The organism is Paraburkholderia sp. Ac-20347 (assembly GCF_017104805.1).
Taxonomy (GTDB): Bacteria; Pseudomonadota; Gammaproteobacteria; order Burkholderiales; family Burkholderiaceae; genus Paraburkholderia; species Paraburkholderia tropica.
This window is the reverse complement of the sequence record NZ_JAAGPN010000015.1, coordinates 45,629-65,535: the sequence shown is the minus strand read 5'-3', so window position 1 is coordinate 65,535 and position 19,907 is coordinate 45,629. Positions and strand designations below refer to the sequence as shown.

Genomic DNA, 19,907 nt, shown 5'->3' with positions numbered 1-19,907 from the left:
GGCCGTTGGGCAGGGCGGACGCATCGGCCGCCGCATCGGCCGACGCATCGCCGGTTAGCGCGACGGGCGTGCCGCGCGCGGCCGCTTCGTCGCGGAAAGCCGGATCGAGCCGCCATTCGTACTCGGGCAGGCCGCGCCGGAAGTCGCCGAGCGTGAGCCACGTCAGCGCGCGGTTCAGGTGCGCGGCGGCCAGTTCCGGGCGCACGCGCAGCGCTTCGTCGAAGGCGCGCAGGGCAGCGGCGTGGCGGCCGAGCGCGTGATGCGCCGTGCCGAGCGCGAGCCAGGCCAGCGCGAATTTCGGATCGAAGCCGATCGCACGTTCATAGGGACCGATCGCTTCCGCGTAGCGGCCCTGCGAGGCGAGCGCGTTGCCGAGCCCGAACAGCGCGGGCGGGAATTGTGGCTGCAGCGCCAGCGCTTCCTGGAAGCCGGCGACGGCCTGGGTGTGGTAGCCGGTCGCGTCGAGCGTATTCGCGAGGTTGAAGTGCGCGGCCACGAAGCGCGGCTCGCGCCGCAGCGCCTTCTGGAAGTGCTCGACCGCGCCCGCACTGTCGCCGAGCGCGTTCAGCGCCATGCCGAGATTGTTGTGCGCCCCCGCGTGGCCGGGGCGAATCTTGAGCGCGCGGCGGAAGGCGTCCGCGGCTTCGGCGTGACGGCCGAGCGCGTGCAGCGCGTTGCCGAGGTTGTTGTGCGACGAGGCGTCGCCCGGTTGCAGGCGCACGGCGTGGCTGAACGCGTACATCGCGTCTTCGTGGCGGCCGATCGACGCGTAGGCGTTGCCGAGGTTGTAGTGCGCGAGCGCGAAGGCGGGCGCGAGCGTGAGCGCGTTGCGAAAGCGCTCGATCGCGCCCTCCAGCTCGCCGAGCGCCTTCAGCGCGTTGCCGAGGTTCAGCTGGAGCGCGGCATCGTCGGGACGCAGCTCGACCGCGCGGCGCACGAGGTCCGCCGCTTCGGCGTGCTGGCCCTGCTGGTGCCGCAGCACGCCGAGCAGATGCAGCGCATCGACGTGCACGGGATCGGCGGCGAGCGTCGCGCGATAACCGCGCTCGGCATCAGCCAGCCGGCCGTCGCGATGAGCGGCGTACGCGCGGACAAAAACCTGTTCCATGAACCAGAGGCAAGACGTAATGAAAACGAACCCGTCATTTTCCCACACTCGGAGGAGCCAACCACGAAGTTGAAAGGTCTCGTTGCGGTTTTGTCGCATCGCGCCTAACGTATGAACGTGGATTCATATGTTGCCGATCCTGACCATGACGACGTTTTCGAGCCGTTTTTCTGACGATTTTTCCGTGGACGAGCGCGTCGCGCCGCTCGCCGAACTGTTTCGTGTGCTGGGCGATCCGACGCGCCTGAAAATCGTGCTGGTCTGTGTGACCGGCCGCCGTGCCGTGGGCGCGATCGCCGATGTGCTGGGGCTCTCGCCGTCGCTCGTCAGCCATCATTTGCGGCGCTTGCGCGCGGCGCGCATCGTGCGGGCGGAGCGCGAGGGCAAGCAGGTGTTCTACGCCGCCGCCGACGCGCATATCGGTACGATGCTGGCGGGCATGCTGGAGCACGTGGCCGAGGCGGCGGACGATGGAAAGGAGCGTGGACGATGAGTTCCCCACGCGAACGCCCGCACGATCACCACGATCACAGCAACCACCACGACCACGATCATCACGATCACCACGCCCACGCGCACGCTCATGGCCACGCCCACAACCACGCGCCCGCGGCAGGCCAACATCGCGCATTCGCTCTGGCCGTCGCGCTGAACGTCGTGATCGTGGTCGCGCAGACCGTCTACGGCGTGCTCGCGCATTCCACGGCGCTGCTCGCCGACGCGGGCCACAATCTCTCCGACGTGCTCGGCCTGCTGCTCGCCTGGGGCGCGGCCTGGCTCGCCACGCGCGCGCCGTCGGCGCGCTTTACGTTCGGCTTCGGCAGTTCGTCGATTCTCGCGTCGCTCGCCAACGCCGCGCTGCTGCTCGTCGCCTGCGGTGCGATCCTCGCCGAAGCGGTGGGGCGGCTCCTGCATCCGGCCAGCGTCGCGGGCTTCGATGTGTTCGTGGTCGCGACGCTCGGCATGCTCGTGAACGGATTTTCGGCGTGGCTGTTCATGCGCGGTCAGGCCGACGATCTGAACATTCGCGGCGCCTTCCTGCACATGGCCGCCGACGCCGCCGTATCCGCGGCCGTCGCCGTGAGCGGCCTCGTGATTCTCGCGACGGGCTGGACCCGAATCGATCCGCTGATGAGCATCGCCGTCGTGTGCGTGATCGTCTACGGTACGTGGGGCTTGTTGCGCGAGTCGGTGCGGCTCGCGCTCGCGGCGGTGCCGCAAGGCGTGGACATCGAGCGTATTCGCGCGTTTCTCGCAGAGCAGCAAGGCGTGACCGACGTGCACGACCTGCACGTCTGGGCGCTCTCGACCACCGGCATCGCGCTGACCGCGCATCTCGTCATGCCCGCCGGCCATCCGGGCGACGCCGCGCTCGATGCGATCGTCACGTCGCTCGGCGAACGCTTTCGCGTGACGCACGTGACGCTGCAAGTCGACCTCGACACCCGCGCGCATCGTTGCTCGCTCGATGGTGCAACGCAGATCCATCGCTGAATCAGGGACGGCCCGCGTCAAACCCGCGCGCCATGCGTGGCAGGACACGTTGAACCCACGCCGGTCATAGGGGTTGCGGGCGTACACTACGACTCATGTTGACCGCATGGAGGTCTGCATGACCGAGGCTTTCTCCCAGCCGTCCGTGCTCATCGTCGGCGCGGGACCCACGGGTCTTGCCGCCGCGCTGAGTCTTGCCCGCGCGCGCATTCCGGTCCGCGTGATCGATCGCGCGCACGAGCCCGGACGTTATTCGCGCGCCATTGGCATTCAGGCGCGCACGCTCGAACTGTTCGAGCAGCATCGCATCGTCGAGCCGTTTCTCGAACGCGGCCATCGCGCGCACGTCGCCAATCTCTATTCGAACGGCCAGCGCCGCGCGCGTCTCGATTTCGATCCGTTGCTCACGCGTTATCCGTATCTGCTGTTCATCGATCAGACCGAGACCGAGCGCATTCTCACCGCGCAGCTCGCCACCTTTGGCGTGCAGATCGAACGTGGCGTGCAACTGATCGAATTCGTGCAGGGTTCGGCGGGCGTGAGCGCCGATGTGCGCCGCGCCGACGGCCGCACCGAAGCGCTGCGCTGCGCGTATCTGATCGCCGCCGACGGCGCGCACAGCACGGTGCGCCATCGGCTGAACATGAAGTTCGATGGCGAGACGCTCGCGCAGTCCTTCCTGCTCGCCGATATCAGCGCGAGCACGCCGTGGTCCGACGACGAATTCCATATCTTCGCGTCGGGCGACGGGCTGGCCGCGATCTTTCCGTTCGGCCACGGTCGCTATCGTCTGATCGCCGATCACAAGGCCATGCTGCCCGCCGCGCCCGAAGGCGCGATGCCGGTGCCGACGCTCGAAGAATGCCGCGCGGTCGTGCAGCATCGCGTGCATCATCCGGTGTCGATCAGCGATATGAGCTGGGCGTCGTACTTTCACGTGAATAGCCGCATGGTGCGCCATCTGCGCATGGAGCGCGTGTTCTTCGCGGGCGACGCGGCGCACGTGCATAGCCCGGCGGGCGCGCAGGGCATGAACACGGGGATTCAGGAGGCCTTCAATCTGGGCTGGAAGCTCGCGCGTACGCTCGGCGGCGCGCCCGACCGGCTGCTCGACACGTATCACGCGGAACGCTATCCGATCGAGCGCATCGTGCTGCAGCAGACGAGCTTCATGACGCAACTCGTCGAAGCCGATCACGGCCCGCTCAAGCTGCTGCGCGAGCGCGTGATGCCGGCGCTGGTCGCGCTCGGGCCGTTGCGCGACGCGGCGCGTCAGGCGGTCAGCGAGTTGTCGATTCAATACCGGCGCAGTCCGCTCACGCTCGAACGCGTGCTCGACGGCGGGCCGCGCGCGGGCGAGCGTGCACCCGATGCGCAGGTGCGCGTGGTCGACGGTCCGCTCGGCAAGGCGCCGGGCAAGGGGCGCATTTTCGATCTGCACGATCCGGCGAGCTTCTCGCTGTTTCTGCTCGTCGACGACGACGTGGCGCGCGAAATGGATGCGCTGGCCGTAGGCGCGAGCCCGAGTGCGAGCCCGAACTCAAGCTCGAACGCAAGCCCGAACGCGAAGAACGGCGTCGAGGCGTTGCGGCGATTCACCGAAGCCGTCGAACGCGTGCTGCCGCGCGCGGTGCGCGTCTGGTGGCTCGCCGATCTGCCCGAGGGCGAAGCGCCGCCCGTCGATGGCGGCGCGGCTTCGCTCGGCGATGCGTATGGCCGCACGCGGCCCGCGTTCTATCTCGTGCGTCCCGATGGCTATCTCTGTGCGCGCGGCCGTCCGCATTCGGATCTGAACGGACTGCTGCGTCATTGCGAGACGTGGTTCTCGCCGTCGGCGTCGCCGCATCCGGTGGCGGAGTGAACGTGAAAACGCCGCGCGGCCCGTCGAGGCCGCGCGGCGTCGAGCGTGAATCTGCAGACTGCTACGCCGTGGCAGGCGCCAGCGCTTCGCGATGCGTCGAGAGCGCCGCGAACACGATCTCGCTGAAACCCGCATCTTCTTGCGCGTGACCGTCGAGCGCCGCGAGCAACGTGCGGCGCATGCGCGGCTCCCAGAACTTGCGGATGTGCTCGGCAATGCCGAGCAGCGCTTCCTCGCGATCGGGCAAGGAGTCGAAGAACATGCCGATCTGGTTCGCCATCTCGATCAGGTGATCTGCTTTCATCGCTTATTTCCCTGAAGTGGTCAGCGGTTCGCGCGAGCGATGCAATTCGAGCTGCGTCTCGTTGAAACGCGAATACTCGCGCTGCCAGTCCGACGGCTGCTGCACGTGGTTGACCTGCACGGCGGTCACCTTGTACTCGGGGCAGTTGGTGGCCCAGTCCGAGGCGTCGGTGGTGATGACGTTCGCGCCCGATTCGGGGAAATGGAACGTCGTGTAGACCACGCCCGGCTGCATGCGCGTGCTGACCTTCGCGCGCAGCACGGTCTGGCCCGCGCGCGACTCGATGCCCACCCAGTCGCCGTCGCGGATACCGCGATCGTCGGCGTCGACGGGATGGATCTCCAGCCGGTCCTCTTCGTGCCAGCGCGAGTTGTCGGTGCGGCGCGTCTGCGCGCCCACGTTGTACTGCGACAGAATGCGGCCCGTCGTGAGCAGCAGCGGGAAGCGCCGCGTAACTTTCTCCGGCGAAGCGATGAACTTCGTGATGACGAACTTGCCCTTGCCGCGCACGAAGGCGTCGATGTGCATGATCGGCGTGCCGTCCGGCGCGTCTTCGTTGCAGGGCCACTGGATGCTGCCCATTTCGTCGAGCCGCGCATACGAGACGCCGTGGAAAGTCGGCGTGAGACGCGCGATTTCGTCCATGATCTGTGACGGATGCGTGTAGTCCATCTCGTAGCCGAGCGCGCGCGCGAGCAGGATCGTCGCTTCCCAGTCGGCGTAACCGGCGATCGGCGGCATGACCTTGCGCACGCGCGAGATGCGGCGTTCGGCGTTCGTGAAGGTGCCGTCCTTTTCGAGGAACGACGAACCCGGCAGCAGCACGTGCGCGTACTTCGCCGTCTCGTTCAGGAAGATGTCCTGCACGACGATGCATTCCATCGACGAGAGCGCCGCCGCCACATGCTGCGTGTTCGGATCGGACTGGACGATGTCTTCGCCCTGGCAGTAAAGACCCATGAAGGTGCCGTCGAGCGCCGCCTCGAACATGTTCGGAATGCGCAGGCCCGGCTCGCTTTGCAGCGTGACGTGCCAGGCGTCCTCGAACAGCGCGCGCGTCGTGCTGTCGCCGACGTGGCGATAGCCCGGCAGTTCGTGCGGGAACGAGCCCATGTCGCACGAACCCTGCACGTTGTTCTGGCCACGCAGCGGATTCACGCCCACGCCTTCGCGGCCGATGTTGCCCGTGGCCATCGCGAGGTTGGCGATGCCCATCACCATCGTCGAGCCTTGCGCGTGTTCCGTCACGCCGAGGCCGTAGTAGATCGCCGAGTTGCCTGGCTGCGCGTAACGCCGCGCGGCCGCGCGCACGAGCGCGGCGGACACGCCCGTGACGGCTTCCATCGCTTCCGGCGAATTCTCGGGCAGCGCGACGAAATCGCGCCACTGCTCGAACGCGCGCGTCTCGCAGCGCTCGGCCACGAAGGCTTCGTTCACGAGCCCTTCGGTGACGATCGTGTGCGCGAGCGCGTTGATCATCGCCACGTTGGTGCCCGGGCGCAGTTGCAGATGATGCTCGGCCTTCACGTGCGCGGTATCGACGATATCGATGCGGCGCGGATCGACGACGATCAGCTTCGCGCCCTGACGCACACGCCGCTTCAGCCGCGAGCCGAACACCGGATGACCGTCAGTCGGATTCGCGCCGATCACCATGATCACGTCCGAGTGATCGACCGAGGCGAACGTCTGCGTGCCCGCCGATTCGCCGAGCGTGGTCTTCAGGCCGTAGCCCGTGGGCGAGTGGCACACGCGCGCGCAGGTATCGACATTGTTGTTGCCGAACGCGGCGCGCACGAGCTTCTGCACGAGATAGGTTTCCTCGTTCGTGCAGCGCGACGAGGTGATCCCGCCGATCGAATCGCGGCCATGCTTGGCCTGGATGCGGCGGAACTCGCTGGCGGCGTAGGCGATCGCTTCTTCCCAGCTCACTTCGCGCCACGGATCGGTGATCTTCGCGCGAATCATCGGCTTCTTGATGCGGTCCTTGTGCGTGGCGTAGCCCCACGCGAAACGGCCCTTCACGCAGGCATGGCCTTCGTTCGCCTGACCGTTTTTGTGCGGCACCATGCGCACGACCTGGTTGCCCTTCATCTCGGCCTTGAACGAGCAGCCGACGCCGCAATACGCGCAGGTCGTGACCACCGAATGCTCGGCCTGGCCGAGCATCACCACGCTCTTTTCCTGCAGCGTCGCGGTCGGGCAGGCGGCCACGCAGGCGCCGCACGACACGCATTCGGAATCCATGAACGCTTCGCCCGCGCCGGCCGCGACGCGCGATTCGAAACCGCGCGCGGCGATGGTCAGCGCGAACGTGCCTTGCGTTTCCTCGCAGGCGCGCACGCAGCGGTTGCAGACGATGCACTTCGACGGATCGTAGGTGAAGTACGGGTTCGATTCGTCTTTCTGGTTCTTCAGGTGATTCGCGCCGTCGAAGCCGTAGCGCACTTCGCGCAGGCCCGTCACGCCCGCCATGTCCTGCAGTTCGCAGTCGCCGTTGGCGGGGCAGGTGAGGCAGTCGAGCGGGTGATCGGAGATGTAGAGTTCCATCACGTTGCGGCGCAGCTTCTGAAGACGGTCGGTCTGCGTGCGCACCTTCATGCCCGCTTCGACGGGCGTCGTGCACGACGCCGGATAACCGCGCCGTCCTTCGATTTCGACGAGACACAGACGGCACGAGCCGAACGGTTCGAGCGAGTCGGTCGCGCAGAGCTTGGGCACGTTGACGCCGGCTTCGATCGAGGCGCGCATCACCGAGGTGCCCGCCGGAACCGTCACGGACTGACCGTCGATTTCGAGCGTGACGTCGACATCGGCGTGACGCAGCGGCGTGCCGTAGTCGGTGTCGTCGAAGGGCGAGCGAGTGTTGGCTTTGTTCATCGCCGCGCTTTTGCAGGCGCAATTGCCGGAACCGCAACCACCGGCTTGGGACATGAGCGTGTCGGACATGGTGGTTCCTCGTTCAGGCGGCCGCGTTCGGTTGCGCGACGGGTTCGAGACCGAAATCTTCCGGGAAGTGATTGAGCGCGGAGAGCACGGGGTAGGGCGTCATGCCGCCCATCGCGCAGAGCGAGCCGGACACCATCGTGTCGCACAGATCGCGCAGCAGCGTGACCTGCTTTTCCGATGTGTCGCCGTTGCGGATCTTCGCGATCACCTCGACGCCGCGCGTCGAGCCGATGCGGCAGGGCGTGCACTTGCCGCACGATTCGAGCGTGCAGAATTCCATCGCGTACTGCGCGAGACCGGCGAGATTGGACGTATCGTCGTGCACGACGAGACCGCCGTGGCCCACGACCGCGCCGACTACGGCATACGCTTCGTAGTCCATCGGAATATCCCACTGGCTCTCGGGCAGATAGGTGCCGAGCGGGCCGCCGACCTGCACGGCGCGCGCCGGACGGCCGCTGGCGGTGCCGCCGCCGTAATCGACCAGCAGTTCGCGCAGCGTCACGCCGAACGCGAGTTCGACGAGCCCGCCGCGCGCGATGTTGCCTGCGAGCTGGAACGGCAGCGTGCCGCGCGAGCGGCCCATGCCGAAGTCCTTGTAGAACGCCGCGCCCTTCGCGAAGATGATCGGCACGGTGGCGAGCGTGATGACGTTGTTGATGACCGTGGGCTTGCCGTAGAGACCGGCGAGCGCGGGCAGCGGCGGCTTCGCGCGCACGACGCCGCGCTTGCCTTCGAGCGATTCGAGCAGCGCCGTTTCCTCGCCGCACACGTAGGCGCCCGCGCCTTTGGCGACGAACAGATCGAAGCGCTTGCCGCTACCGAGCACGTTGTCGCCGAGCCAGCCCGCGACGCGCGCGCGGCGGATCGCTTCTTCGAGCGCGGCGATCGCATGCGGATACTCGCTGCGCACGTAGATATGGCCGATCGTCGCGCCGACGGTGAGGCCCGCGATCGTCATGCCTTCGATCAGCACGTAGGGATCGCTTTCCATCACGAGGCGGTCGGAGAAGGTGCCCGAATCGCCTTCGTCGGCATTGCAGACGATGTACTTCTGGTCGGCCTGCGCCTGCGCGACGGTGCGCCACTTGATGCCGGCGGGGAAGGCCGCGCCGCCGCGTCCGCGCAGACCCGATTCGACGAGCGCTTCGCAGGCGTTGGCGCTCGTCATCGTGAGCGCGTTGCGCAGGCCGTCGAGGCCGCCGTGCGCGACGTAGTCGTCGGTCGCGAGCGGATCGGTGATGCCGATGCGCGCGAAGGTCAGGCGCTGCTGCTTGCGCAGATACGGAATCTGTTCGACGAGGCCCACGCCGCGTGCGTGCTGGCCGCCTTGCAGAAAGTTCGCGTCGAACAGCGCGGGGACGTCGTCTTCCTCGACGTTCGCGTAACCGACGCGGCCGTCGGCCGTTTCCACTTCGACGAGCGGTTCGAGATACAGCAGGCCGCGCGAGCCGTTGCGCACGAGTTCGATCTCGATGCCGCGCGCGGCGGCTTCGCGTGCGATGGCCGCGGCGATGTCGTCCGCGCCGAGCGCGAGCGCCGATGAATCGCGGGGAACGTAGATGCGCGTCATGCGGCCTCCTCGGTGCGCACGACGGCGGCCAACGCCTTCGCGAGCAGCGCGTCGAACTTCTGCGGGCTTACTTTTGCGTGCAACGTGCCGTTAATCATCATGGCGGGCGAGAGCGCGCACTGGCCGAGGCAATAGACCGATTCCAGCGCGACATCGCTCGCAGTTTCGTGCCCCTGCGCGTGTTCATCGCCATGACCGTGCTGCGCGCCGAAGCGGCAACCCGTGCGCGCTTCTACGTGCTGCGCGAGCGCTTCGCTGCCCATGCTGCGGCACGCTTCGGCGCGGCACAGCTGGACCGTGACGGGCGCGGGCGGCGTGGTGCGAAAGTGGTGGTAGTAGGTGATGACGCCGTGGACTTCGGCGCGCGAGAGATTCAAGGCTTTGGCGAGCGGCGCGACGGTGGCCGGCGGCACGAAGCCGGTGTCGTCCTGGATCGCATGCAGGATCGCAAGCAGGTTGCGGCCGGGTTGCGCGTGACGCTGCACGAGGATATCGGGTGCGATGTCCTGTGACCCGGCGGTCTGGATTGTCTCGTCCATTGTGGGGCTCCTCCTGGCACATATATGCACTTGTTATTCATAAAGTGTGCATCTATGCTGGGGTTGTCTCGTTGTATGGACGAACAATAGGCCCGTAGAATGGCGGACGCAATAGGAAGGAAGACTTCATAATGATCAAGGTGGAGTGCCACGCGCAACTGGTCGTGCGCGACGCGGATGGCCGCGAGGCAAGCCTGACGGACGTTGTACCGCTGCTCGCGCTCGTCGCGGAAGAAGGCAGCATCGCGCAGGCCGCGCAGCGTAAGGGTTTGTCCTATCGCCATGCGTGGGGTTTGTTGCGCGAAGTGGAGGAGCGTCTGGGCGGCGCGCTGATCGCGAAGGCGCGCGGGCGCGGTTCGGTGCTATCCGAACTCGGCGAGGCCGTGCTGCGTTCGCAGCGGCTGTGCGGCGAGCGCCTTCAGGGCAATCTGCAGGCGCTCGCGAGTGAAGTGGCGAGCGACCTCAATCGATGGCTCGCGCCCGACGTGCAGGATCTGCGCATCCATGCTTCGCACGGCTACGCGGTGGCCACGCTGGTGACAGCGCTCGTCGGCGATCAGGTGCCGGTCGAGATCAAGTACCGCGACAGTGCCGACGCCATTTCGGCGCTCGCGCGTGGCGAGTGCGATCTGGCGGGCTTCCATCTGCCGCGCGGCGATTTTCGCGAGGCGTGCGCCGACGCCTATCGCAACTGGCTCGACCCGCAGCGTCATGTGCTGATCCATCTCACGCGGCGCAAGCAGGGGTTGTTCGTCGGACGCGGCAACCCGCGTCAGGTGACGGGCCTCGCCGATCTCGCGCGCGGTGACATCCGCTTCGTGAACCGGCAGCCCGGTTCGGGCACGCGCATGCTGATCGATCTGCTGCTGACGCGTATCGGCGTCGATCCGGAACGTGTGAACGGTTATGCCTCGTCGGAACTCACGCACTCGGCGATCGCGGCCTTCGTCGCGAGCGGCATGGCGGACGTGGGCTTCGGCGTGGAGCCGGCCGCGCATCACTTCGGGCTCGACTTCATTCCGATCGTCGACGAAGACTATTTCTTCGCCTGCGATCGCGGGCAGCTCGAACGCGAGCCGCTGGCCGCGGTGCTCGAGCTGTTGCGCGGCGCGCCGTTCAGGCAGGCGGTGGCGCAACTCGAAGGCTACGATCCCGACACTTGCGGCGACATCGTGCCGCTCGACGAAGGCTGGGCGGGCGCGCGTTGACGTGCGCGAAGCGTGGTTTCGCCGTCCGCGCGCTGTAATACGACGCAACATGCCCAGCGGGTGGGGCTGCAGAGTGCGGCGCTTTTTGTGATACTTTCAGACCGTATAGGTTCTTCCGTTCCAGATGCGCGTTGAGCGCGCCGATCGACCATGAAATTCCTGCTTAATGTTTGTGCAGCCGCCGCGACCGCGGGTGTGCTGTTCGCCACCGTCAACGTCGCCTTCGCGCAGAACTCGCCGGGCGTGCCGGGCGGCATTCTCGACGACGAGTTCAAGTTCAATGCGCATCCGCAGATGCAGTTCGCGGCATCGGCGCCGGACGCCAAATATCAGCACGGCAAACCGACTTCCGCGCGTAAAAAAGGCGATCTCGGCGATCCCAATGGTTGTAATCTGCAATGCCCGCAGGACAATTGATATTTTTATGACAATTTAATGAAAGCCGGTGCCATTGAATTCGATTAGCTTCGATTGGCGCCGGTTTTGATTTATCGCAGATTATTGCGATGCAAAAACAAAAAACTCGCGAAGCTTGTAAAAGCTTTCGCGAGTTTTTTATTTGCTGCCCAGAATTTTTGGTGGAGCCGGCGGGAATCGAACCCGCGTCCAGAAGCAGTCCATAAACAGTTCTACATGCGTAGTTCTGTCTTTTGATTTAACCGGAGCGACGCGGACGAACACGCTGCGCTACGGCGATTCACTAAATTTTCGACTCTGGCGTCGTGACGCCGACAGAGCTTAACTGACGTATATGACCTCTGGCGGTATTGCTACCGGTCTTGCGACACTAGCCCGTCAGTGAGCCAGGCAGAGGACGGCGGCCCTTAGGCTGCCAGTGCGAACGTTTCGTCGTTTGCAGTTACGTTTTTCCCATTGATTAACGAGGTGACGGGTCCTCGGCATGCCCTGCCTACTTCATAACCCCTGTCGAAACCAGGTCGGCCCCAGAGGAAGGAACAATTATCCCATAGTTCGCGAGATGAGGCGAACCGCGCCCGTTTCAAGGGGCGCGGGCGCGGTTTCGGCGCGTCGGGTGCTTCTGGGGCTGGATCAGGCGCGGCTGCCGACCGGGCGCAGCAAGGCGAGCAGCGTCTCGGCCGTGTCGGCCAGATAGTCGGCGTTCCATTGCTCGGGCGGCTCGATATTGCCGCAGTAGCCGTAGGCGGCGGCGATCGTGGCCATGCCGGCCGCGTGGCCCGCCTGGATGTCGCGCAGGTCGTCGCCGACGTACACCACGCGTTGTGGCGCGATGCCGAGCGCCTCAGCCGCATGCAGCAGCGGGGCCGGATGCGGCTTGGAGTAGGGCGTGGTGTCGCCGCTCACGACGCAGGCCGCGCGCGTGTCGAGATGCATCAGCTTCACGAGCGGGTCGGTCAGGCGCGCAACCTTGTTGGTCACGATGCCCCAGCGCACGCCGCGCGCGTCGAGGTCGTCGAGCACCGCGTCGATGCCCGCGAACAGCGCCGTTTCCACACGCAGATTGGCCGCGTAGTTGGCGAGGAATTCCTCGCGCATCGCGGCGAACTCGTGGTCGTCGGGCCCCACGCCGAAAGCGCCGCCGATCAGACCCCGCGCGCCCGCCGAGGCGAGCGGGCGCAGCTTCTCGTAGGGCGCGGGCGCGAGGCCGCGCGCGTGGCGCATCTGGTTGACGGCGGCGGCGAGGTCGGGCGCCGTGTCGGCGAGCGTGCCGTCGAAGTCGAACAGCACGGCGTCGTAGGCGGCGAGCGCGGCGACGTCGCGCGGCGCGGTATCAAGCGGAGTCTGGGTCATGTCGGAATGTGACGGGCGCGCCGCTTCAGGCTTCGCGCCGGCAGGCGATCATGTAGTTGACGCTGGAGTCGTTCGAGAGCGCGAAGTGGCGCGTGATCGGGTTGTACGTGATGCCCTTGATCTCGACCGCGTTCAGCCCGGCCTGGCGCACGAAGCCCGCAAGCTCGGAGGGGCGGATGAAGCGCGCGTAGTCGTGCGTGCCCTTGGGCAGCATCTGCGCGATGTATTCCGCGCCGACCACGGCGAGCAGGTAGGACTTCACATTGCGGTTGAGCGTGGAGAAGAACACCCAGCCGCCCGGTTTGACGAGCGTCGCGCACGCCTTGACCACGCTCAGCGGTTCCGGCACGTGTTCGAGCATTTCCATGCAGGTGACCACGTCGAACGAGGCGGGCTCGCGCGCTGCGATCGCTTCTGCTGCGATCTCCTCGTATTCCACCGTGATTCCGCTTTCAAGACTGTGCAAGTCGGCGACGCCGAGCGCTTCGCTCGACAGGTCGATGCCTTTGACGTTCGCGCCAAGACCGGCCATCGATTCCGACAGAATGCCGCCGCCGCAACCGATGTCGAGCACGCGCTTGGACGGCAGGTGCGCGTGGCTGTCGATCCAGCCGAGACGAATGGGGTTCAGCTCGTGCAGCGGCTTGAACTCCGCGTTCGGGTCCCACCAGCGATGAGCGAGATCGCTGAATTTCTGTAGTTCGTGGGGATCGGCGTTGGTCATGTCGAAGCGGCCTGAGGCGCGGTAGAAGGTTGGTGAAAACAAACCCCGAGTATATAGGCGTGCAGGGAAGGGGGCAAAACCGGAGGGCAAAAGCGGGGGCAAAACGGGCGCTGCTGCACCGTGGGCTGTGCGCGACGTTGCGAGTGACTTCGCGGCGCGTTGCGCGCAGATCGCAGTGCGTAGCCAGAGCGAAAGCGGCGCGGCAATAAAAAAGCCCCGCCGAAGCGGGGCTTTTGAGTCGTACAGCCGTAGCGCGCGATTACTGCTTTTGCGTGCCGACGACTTCGACTTCCACGCGGCGATCCGGTGCGAGGCACGAGATCAGCTGCTTGCGGTTCTTCTGGTTGCAGCCAGTCGTAACCGGGTTGCGCTTGCCCTTGCCTTCCGTGTAGATACGCTCTGCCGGGACGCCCTTGCTGACCAGGTACGACTTGACGGCTTGCGCACGGCGCAGCGACAGACGGTCGTTGTAGGCAGCCGAACCGATGCGGTCCGTGTAGCCCGTAGCAACGACGACTTCGAGGTTCAGAGCCTGGATCTTGCCTGCCAGATCGTCCAGCTTTTCCTTGCCAGCCGGCTTCAGGATAGCCTTGTCGAAGTCGAACAGAGCGTCGGCTTGATACGTGATCTTTTGGCTCGTGATTGCCGGCGGCGGCGGAGCGACCGGCGGCTGCGGTGCCTGGGCGACCAGTGCGCCATCGCACTTGGCGTTAGCCGTGGCCGGCGTCCAGAACGCATCGCGCCAGCACAGTTCGTTCGTGCCGTTCATCCAGACGTATTCGCCCGTGCCGTTCACCCAGTTGTCATTGACGGCTTGTCGCGACGCCGGCACCGATTGTGCCTGTGCGCTTGCAGCGACTACTGCGGTAGCTGCAATGAACGCGAGCTTTGAAAAGTTATTCATATTTCTCCTCTCGAAATTGAGATTACCGCAGGTTTACTGCGAGCCATATGACGAAGACAAGTCATACATTGCTCGAAGTATAACATTGGCACGTTGTGGGGCACGTCTTGTGTAGACTTCGAGCGGTGTCTAACTTTGTGCGTTGGCATTTTGCCATATCGTTCCCTTCCAACGATAAAAAAAATCCGCCCCTTTCATTGCGGCTCGTCGAATGTGGTACACCCGCAACAAAAAGTTCCCGACGAATCTCCTGGTAGTGTGCCTGGTTGTTTGCCTGTCAGTGTGTCTCGAAATTGGCTGCCTGTCGCGCGGTCTCGTGTCGCCACTGAGGTCCTTTCGCAACGGCGCTGCGCATTGTCGTTCATATGACGCAATCGTGCGTTTCGTGTGACGTGACAGATGACAATTCTTTACAGTTCCGGCGCACTTTCCATGCTCTCGCCATTGGTTTCACTCCCGTCCTTTCGCGCGGTTTGACGCGCGCTTCACACCCCGTCGCACGCTCAATCCCATTAGCGCCGTTTTGAGCCGTTCCAGGTCACCCCTCTAATAGGTATACGTGGAGCGCCTCGAGTCGGCGGGCGGGGGTGCCGCGCATGATAGAATCGGAAGATTGCGCTGCGTCCGCGGCGTCCATGCGACAGCAAGGGCGTGTTGCGATGCATCCAGGCCGCTCGCCCGTCAGGCAATGGCAGGTGAGGCCCTAGCATCGCGCGTGCCCGATAACGACATCGATAATGGATCAATTCGCCAAAGAGACTCTGCCTATCTCCCTCGAGGAGGAAATGCGCCGCTCGTATCTCGATTACGCGATGAGCGTGATCGTCGGGCGGGCGCTGCCGGATGTGCGAGACGGCCTCAAGCCGGTGCACCGGCGCGTGCTGTACGCGATGCACGAGTTGAACAACGACTGGAACCGCGCGTACAAGAAGTCGGCGCGTATCGTCGGCGACGTCATCGGTAAATACCATCCTCACGGCGACACGGCGGTGTACGACACCATCGTGCGTATGGCGCAGAGCTTCTCGCTGCGCTACATGCTGGTCGACGGCCAGGGCAACTTCGGTTCGATCGACGGCGACAACGCCGCGGCCATGCGTTACACCGAAATCCGCATGGCGAAGATCGGTCACGAACTGCTCGCCGACATCGACAAGGAAACCGTCGACTTCGGGCCGAACTACGACGGCAGCGAAAGCGAGCCGCTGATCCTGCCCGCGCGCATTCCGAATCTGCTGATCAATGGCTCGTCGGGTATCGCGGTCGGTATGGCCACGAACATCCCGCCGCACAACCTCAACGAAGTGGTCGATGCTTGCCAGCATCTGCTGAAGAATCCGCAGGCCACGATCGACGAGCTGATCGAGATCATCCCCGCGCCGGATTTCCCGACCGCCGGCATCATCTACGGCGTCGCCGGCGTGCGCGACGGCTATCGCACGGGCCGCGGCCGCGTCGTGATGCGCGCTCTTACGCACTTCGAAGAGATTGATCGCGGTCAACGTATGGCGATCATCGTCGACGAACTGCCGTATCAGGTGAACAAGCGCTCGCTGCTGGAGCGCATCGCCGAGCTGGTCAACGAGAAGAAACTCGAAGGCATTTCCGACATTCGCGACGAGTCCGACAAGAGCGGTATGCGCGTCGTGATCGAGCTCAAGCGCGGTGAAGTGCCCGAGGTCATTCTCAATAACCTCTATAAGGCGACGCAGCTGCAGGACACGTTCGGCATGAACATGGTCGCGCTGGTGGACAACCAGCCGAAGCTGCTGAACCTGAAGGAAATGCTCGACCATTTCCTGTCGCACCGCCGCGAAGTGCTCACGCGTCGCACGGTCTACGAACTGCGCAAGGCCCGCGAACGCGGCCACGTGCTCGAAGGCCTCGCGGTCGCGCTCGCGAACATCGACAGCTTCATCGAGATCATCAAGGCCGCGCCTACGCCGCCGATCGCGAAGCAGGAGTTGATGAACCGTTCGTGGGATTCGTCGCTCGTGCGCGAGATGCTCCAGCGTGCGGAGCAGGAAAACGCATCGGCCGGCGGCCGCGACGCGTATCGTCCGGAAGGGCTCAACCCGCTGTACGGCATGCAGGGCGACGGTCTCTATCGTCTGTCCGACACGCAGGCGCAGGAAATCCTGCAAATGCGTCTGCAACGCCTGACGGGTCTGGAGCAGGACAAGATCATTGGCGAGTACCGCGAAGTCATGGCGCAGATTGCCGACCTGCTCGACATCCTTGCGCGCCCCGAGCGCGTAACGACCATGATCTCCGACGAACTCACCTCGATCAAGAGCGAATTCGGCGATGCCCGCCGCTCGAAGATCGAGATGAACGCGACGGAACTGAACACCGAAGATCTGATCACGCCGCAGGACATGGTCGTGACCATGTCGCACGCCGGTTACGTGAAATCGCAGCCGTTGTCCGAATATCGCGCCCAGAAGCGCGGCGGTCGCGGCAAGCAGGCGACCTCCATGAAGGAGGACGACTGGATTGACACGCTGTTCATCGCCAATACGCACGACCACATCCTGTGCTTCTCGAACCGTGGCCGCGTGTACTGGGTGAAGGTGTATGAAGTGCCGCAGGGCTCGCGCAACTCGCGCGGCCGTCCGATCGTGAATATGTTCCCGCTGCAGGACGGCGAGAAGATCACGGTCGTGCTGCCGGTCAAGGAGTTCTCGGCCGACAAGTTCGTGTTCATGGCAACGGCGCTCGGCACCGTCAAGAAGACCCCGCTGGAAGCCTTCAGCCGCCCGCTGCGCAAGGGTATTATTGCGGTCGGCCTGGACGACGGCGACTACCTGATCGGCGCGGCCATCACCGACGGTCAGCACGACGTCATGCTGTTCTCCGACGCCGGCAAGGCCGTGCGCTTCGACGAGAACGACGTGCGTCCGATGGGCCGCGAGGCACGCGGCGTGCGCGGCATGCAGCTCGACGACAGCCAGCAGGTCATCGCGCTGCTGGTGGCCGGCGACGAGCAGCAGTCGGTGCTCACCGCCACCGAAAACGGTTACGGCAAGCGCACCCCGATCACGGAGTACACGCGTCATGGCCGCGGCACGAAGGGCATGATTGCGATCCAGACGTCGGAGCGTAACGGCAAGGTGGTCGCGGCCACGCTGGTCGACCAGGAAGCCCAGATCATGCTGATCACCAACACGGGCGTGCTGATCCGCACGCGCGTCTCGGAGATCCGTGAAATGGGCCGTGCAACGCAAGGTGTTACACTCATCAGCCTTGACGAAGGCACGAAGCTCTCTGGCTTGCAGCAGGTCGCCGAGGCCGACGCCGACGGCGATCTGGCCGAAGGCGAGGGCGAAAGCGAAGAGTAAGGCTGAGCCCGTAGTACAGGACGGCCCGCGTGAGCGGGCCGCTTCGTGTCCAGCGTCCCAGCCGGTGCGCTCGCGTATAAAATCGCGCGGGCGCCGGACGGCGAAGATGGGCGGCCACGGTACTGAATGATGGTGCTGAATGACGCCGGGTGGATTGGGCGGCGGGCGCGAAAGGCGCGCCCCGCGATCCGCGCGGCTGGCAGTTCGATTAATTTCTCTGAGGGAGTAATGATGCAAAAACGATTCAAGCAGGTTTTGTTGCTGGCCGCTCTCGTGCCGACGTTTGCCATGGCTCAGGCGCTCCAGAACCAGGCGCCCGATCAGGCACCGGCCGCTGCCGCAGCACCGATCGATCCGGCGAAGCAAGCCGCGATCAAGGACCTGCTCGACGCAATCGACGCACAGAAGCTCGTCGGCGCGATCGGCAACAGCGCACAGATGCAAGCCAAGCAACTCGTCCCGGCGATCCTGTCGGACGCGCTGTCGGAAAACAAGACGATGACGGACAAGCAGAAGCAGGCTTCCGTCCCGTCGCTGCAAAAGAACGCCGTGCCGAAGCTGGTTGACTCGGCAGGTCAGGTCTTCGCGACCGACTCGTTCAAGCAGGACGCGATGCAAGCTCAGTACGAAGCTTACGCAAAGTACTACAGCACGTCGGAAATCAAGGACCTGACCTCGTTCTACCGCAGCCCGACCGGCCGCAAGTTCATCCAGGTTCAAGACCAGGTTGGCCGCGACGTCGTCAACGGTCTGATGCAGAAGTACATGCCGCAGTCGATCAAGGCAACGCGTGACCAGGCCGACAAGGAAGTCGCGTCGGTCAAGCCGGCTAAGTAAGTCAGCATCGTCAGCATCACCGGTGCGCCTCTCTTGGGGCGCGATCGGGCACGATGCGTCGCCGTCCCCGGCGAGCCCGCGTTGGCGGGTTCCCGGCGACAATGCGATAATGGCCGTTTGCGCGATAGCAGCGCAAACGGCCTTTTCTTTTTCTGGCGCATCCCGGTGTCCTCAGCCGCCGCGCCTGCCTCGGGATCTCCTTACGATGCGCGTCTTCAACTTCTCCGCCGGACCGGCAGCCTTGCCGGAAGAGGTGCTCCGCCAGGCCGCCGACGAAATGCTCGACTGGCATGGCAGCGGCATGGGCGTGATGGAAATGAGCCATCGCGGGCCGGAATTCATGCAGATCCACAGCGAAGCGCTGCTCGATCTGCGTGAACTGATGCAGGTTCCCGCGAGCCATCAGATCCTCTTTCTGCAAGGCGGCGGCATCGGCGAAAACGCCATCGTGCCGCTGAACCTGTTCGGCTCGAAGCCGCGCGCGGACTTCGTCATCACGGGTTCGTGGTCGCAGAAGTCGCAGAAGGAAGCGCTCAAGTACGGCGCGTCGCACATCGCCGCCACGGGCCGCACCGAGGCCGGTTTCACGCATGCGCCGCAAAAGAGCGAGTGGCAGCTTTCCGACGATCCCGCTTACGTGCACCTGTGCACGAACGAGACGATCGACGGCGTCGAGACCTTCGAGATTCCCGATCTGGGCGACATCCCGCTCGTGGCGGACGCGTCCTCGCACATCCTGTCGCGACCGATGGACATCGCCAAATACGGCGTGCTCTACGGCGGCGCGCAGAAGAACATCGGCATGGCGGGCGTCACCGTCGTGATCGTGCGCGAGGATCTGCTCGACCGCGCGATGCCCGTCTGCCCGTCGGCGTTCGAATGGAAGACCGTCGCCGCCAACAATTCGATGTTCAACACGCCGCCCACTTACGCGATCTACATCGCGGGGCTCGTGTTCAAGTGGTTGAAGCGCCAGGGTGGCCTCGAAGCCATCGAAGCGCGCAATATCGAGAAGGCCCAGCTGCTCTACGACACGATCGATTCGAGCAGCTTCTACATCAACAAGGTGGAGCGCCGCGCGCGCTCGCGGATGAACGTACCGTTCTTCCTCGCCGACGAAACACGTAACGATGATTTCCTGGCCGGCGCGAAGGCGCGCGGGCTGGTGCAGCTGAAGGGCCACAAGTCCGTCGGCGGCATGCGGGCGTCGATTTACAACGCGGTGCCGCTCGAAGCAGTGCAGGCACTGGTCGAGTACATGAAGGAATTCGAGGCGAAAGCCTGACCTCGCGTCG

At 64.9% G+C, this 19,907-nt stretch carries 16 protein-coding genes and 1 other RNA gene; 8 read left to right on the top strand and 9 right to left on the bottom strand.

Annotated features, from left to right (window positions below):
- Positions 1-1,108: tetratricopeptide repeat protein (locus G3N97_RS05190; RefSeq protein WP_205992242.1), on the bottom strand; the 1,108-nt coding region annotated here is incomplete at its 3' end.
- Between the two features lie 145 nt (positions 1,109-1,253).
- Here G3N97_RS05190 and G3N97_RS05185 point away from each other — a divergent pair.
- The 3 genes from G3N97_RS05185 (at position 1,254) to G3N97_RS05175 (ending at position 4,463) form a co-directional block, all read left to right on the top strand.
- Positions 1,254-1,601, top strand: coding sequence for a metalloregulator ArsR/SmtB family transcription factor (locus G3N97_RS05185; protein WP_241030397.1), 348 nt, complete (start codon positions 1,254-1,256; stop codon positions 1,599-1,601).
- Positions 1,598-2,602: a cation diffusion facilitator family transporter gene (locus tag G3N97_RS05180; RefSeq protein WP_205992240.1), complete on the top strand. Its 1,005-nt coding sequence runs from the start codon at positions 1,598-1,600 to the stop codon at positions 2,600-2,602. The genes G3N97_RS05185 and G3N97_RS05180 overlap by 4 nt, the downstream gene beginning before the upstream one ends.
- Positions 2,603-2,720: 118 nt before the next feature.
- Positions 2,721-4,463: an FAD-dependent monooxygenase gene (locus G3N97_RS05175; RefSeq protein ID WP_205992239.1), complete on the top strand. Its 1,743-nt coding sequence runs from the start codon at positions 2,721-2,723 to the stop codon at positions 4,461-4,463.
- Positions 4,464-4,524: 61 nt separating this feature from the next.
- Here the strand turns inward: G3N97_RS05175 and G3N97_RS05170 are convergent, their stop codons facing one another.
- The 4 genes from G3N97_RS05170 to G3N97_RS05155 are packed head-to-tail and all read right to left on the bottom strand — an operon-like array spanning position 4,525 to position 9,828.
- On the bottom strand, positions 4,525-4,767 hold the full coding sequence (locus G3N97_RS05170) for a formate dehydrogenase subunit delta (RefSeq protein ID WP_205992238.1): 243 nt from the start codon (positions 4,765-4,767) through the stop codon (positions 4,525-4,527).
- Positions 4,768-4,770: 3 nt separating this feature from the next.
- Positions 4,771-7,716 (bottom strand): formate dehydrogenase subunit alpha, encoded by a 2,946-nt coding sequence (gene fdhF / locus G3N97_RS05165; RefSeq protein ID WP_205992237.1) that lies wholly within the window; start codon positions 7,714-7,716, stop codon positions 4,771-4,773.
- 13 nt (positions 7,717-7,729) lie between these two features.
- The gene (locus G3N97_RS05160) at positions 7,730-9,289 is read right to left on the bottom strand and encodes a formate dehydrogenase beta subunit (protein ID WP_205992236.1); all 1,560 of its coding nucleotides are present in this window, start codon (positions 9,287-9,289) and stop codon (positions 7,730-7,732) included.
- Positions 9,286-9,828 (bottom strand): NAD(P)H-dependent oxidoreductase subunit E, encoded by a 543-nt coding sequence (locus G3N97_RS05155; protein ID WP_205992235.1) that lies wholly within the window; start codon positions 9,826-9,828, stop codon positions 9,286-9,288. The genes G3N97_RS05160 and G3N97_RS05155 overlap by 4 nt, the downstream gene beginning before the upstream one ends.
- 131 nt (positions 9,829-9,959) lie before the next feature.
- Between G3N97_RS05155 and G3N97_RS05150 the strand changes: the two genes are divergently transcribed.
- A complete protein-coding gene (locus G3N97_RS05150) occupies positions 9,960-11,036 on the top strand; it encodes a substrate-binding domain-containing protein (RefSeq protein WP_205992234.1) in 1,077 nt (358 codons plus the stop codon).
- A gap of 150 nt (positions 11,037-11,186) precedes the next feature.
- On the top strand, positions 11,187-11,453 hold the full coding sequence (locus G3N97_RS05145; protein ID WP_074983912.1) for a hypothetical protein: 267 nt from the start codon (positions 11,187-11,189) through the stop codon (positions 11,451-11,453).
- Positions 11,454-11,612: 159 nt separating this feature from the next.
- On the opposite strand, the gene ssrA is transcribed toward G3N97_RS05145, so the two are convergent.
- From ssrA to ompA, 4 genes are all read right to left on the bottom strand, one after another.
- Positions 11,613-11,982, bottom strand: a transfer-messenger RNA (tmRNA) gene (gene ssrA / locus G3N97_RS05140).
- 104 nt (positions 11,983-12,086) lie between these two features.
- Positions 12,087-12,806: a phosphoglycolate phosphatase gene (gene gph / locus G3N97_RS05135; RefSeq protein WP_205992233.1), complete on the bottom strand. Its 720-nt coding sequence runs from the start codon at positions 12,804-12,806 to the stop codon at positions 12,087-12,089.
- Between the two features lie 25 nt (positions 12,807-12,831).
- Complete coding sequence (ubiG, locus tag G3N97_RS05130; protein ID WP_205992232.1) at positions 12,832-13,530, bottom strand: bifunctional 2-polyprenyl-6-hydroxyphenol methylase/3-demethylubiquinol 3-O-methyltransferase UbiG; 699 nt, start codon at positions 13,528-13,530, stop codon at positions 12,832-12,834.
- Between the two features lie 259 nt (positions 13,531-13,789).
- Complete coding sequence (gene ompA, locus G3N97_RS05125) at positions 13,790-14,434, bottom strand: outer membrane protein OmpA (protein WP_065058274.1); 645 nt, start codon at positions 14,432-14,434, stop codon at positions 13,790-13,792.
- A gap of 737 nt (positions 14,435-15,171) precedes the next feature.
- On the opposite strand from ompA, the gene gyrA reads away from it, so the two are divergent.
- The 3 genes from gyrA to serC all read left to right on the top strand — a co-directional run bounded on the left by gyrA (position 15,172) and on the right by serC (position 19,897).
- On the top strand, positions 15,172-17,775 hold the full coding sequence (gyrA, locus tag G3N97_RS05120; protein WP_074983909.1) for a DNA gyrase subunit A: 2,604 nt from the start codon (positions 15,172-15,174) through the stop codon (positions 17,773-17,775).
- 231 nt (positions 17,776-18,006) lie between these two features.
- On the top strand, positions 18,007-18,612 hold the full coding sequence (locus G3N97_RS05115) for a DUF2059 domain-containing protein (RefSeq protein WP_205992246.1): 606 nt from the start codon (positions 18,007-18,009) through the stop codon (positions 18,610-18,612).
- 205 nt (positions 18,613-18,817) lie between these two features.
- Complete coding sequence (gene serC, locus G3N97_RS05110) at positions 18,818-19,897, top strand: 3-phosphoserine/phosphohydroxythreonine transaminase (RefSeq protein WP_205992231.1); 1,080 nt, start codon at positions 18,818-18,820, stop codon at positions 19,895-19,897.
- The last annotated feature ends 10 nt before the right edge of the window (positions 19,898-19,907 follow it).

Coding starts and splice junctions, on each gene's coding strand:
- G3N97_RS05185 (WP_241030397.1), top strand. CDS start 1,254: ATGACGACGTTTTCGAGCCGTTTTTCTGACGATTTTTCCGTGGACGAG.
- G3N97_RS05180 (WP_205992240.1), top strand. CDS start 1,598: ATGAGTTCCCCACGCGAACGCCCGCACGATCACCACGATCACAGCAAC.
- G3N97_RS05175 (WP_205992239.1), top strand. CDS start 2,721: ATGACCGAGGCTTTCTCCCAGCCGTCCGTGCTCATCGTCGGCGCGGGA.
- G3N97_RS05170 (WP_205992238.1), bottom strand. CDS start 4,767: ATGAAAGCAGATCACCTGATCGAGATGGCGAACCAGATCGGCATGTTC.
- fdhF (WP_205992237.1), bottom strand. CDS start 7,716: ATGTCCGACACGCTCATGTCCCAAGCCGGTGGTTGCGGTTCCGGCAAT.
- G3N97_RS05160 (WP_205992236.1), bottom strand. CDS start 9,289: ATGACGCGCATCTACGTTCCCCGCGATTCATCGGCGCTCGCGCTCGGC.
- G3N97_RS05155 (WP_205992235.1), bottom strand. CDS start 9,828: ATGGACGAGACAATCCAGACCGCCGGGTCACAGGACATCGCACCCGAT.
- G3N97_RS05150 (WP_205992234.1), top strand. CDS start 9,960: ATGATCAAGGTGGAGTGCCACGCGCAACTGGTCGTGCGCGACGCGGAT.
- G3N97_RS05145 (WP_074983912.1), top strand. CDS start 11,187: ATGAAATTCCTGCTTAATGTTTGTGCAGCCGCCGCGACCGCGGGTGTG.
- gph (WP_205992233.1), bottom strand. CDS start 12,806: ATGACCCAGACTCCGCTTGATACCGCGCCGCGCGACGTCGCCGCGCTC.
- ubiG (WP_205992232.1), bottom strand. CDS start 13,530: ATGACCAACGCCGATCCCCACGAACTACAGAAATTCAGCGATCTCGCT.
- ompA (WP_065058274.1), bottom strand. CDS start 14,434: ATGAATAACTTTTCAAAGCTCGCGTTCATTGCAGCTACCGCAGTAGTC.
- gyrA (WP_074983909.1), top strand. CDS start 15,172: ATGGATCAATTCGCCAAAGAGACTCTGCCTATCTCCCTCGAGGAGGAA.
- G3N97_RS05115 (WP_205992246.1), top strand. CDS start 18,007: ATGCAAAAACGATTCAAGCAGGTTTTGTTGCTGGCCGCTCTCGTGCCG.
- serC (WP_205992231.1), top strand. CDS start 18,818: ATGCGCGTCTTCAACTTCTCCGCCGGACCGGCAGCCTTGCCGGAAGAG.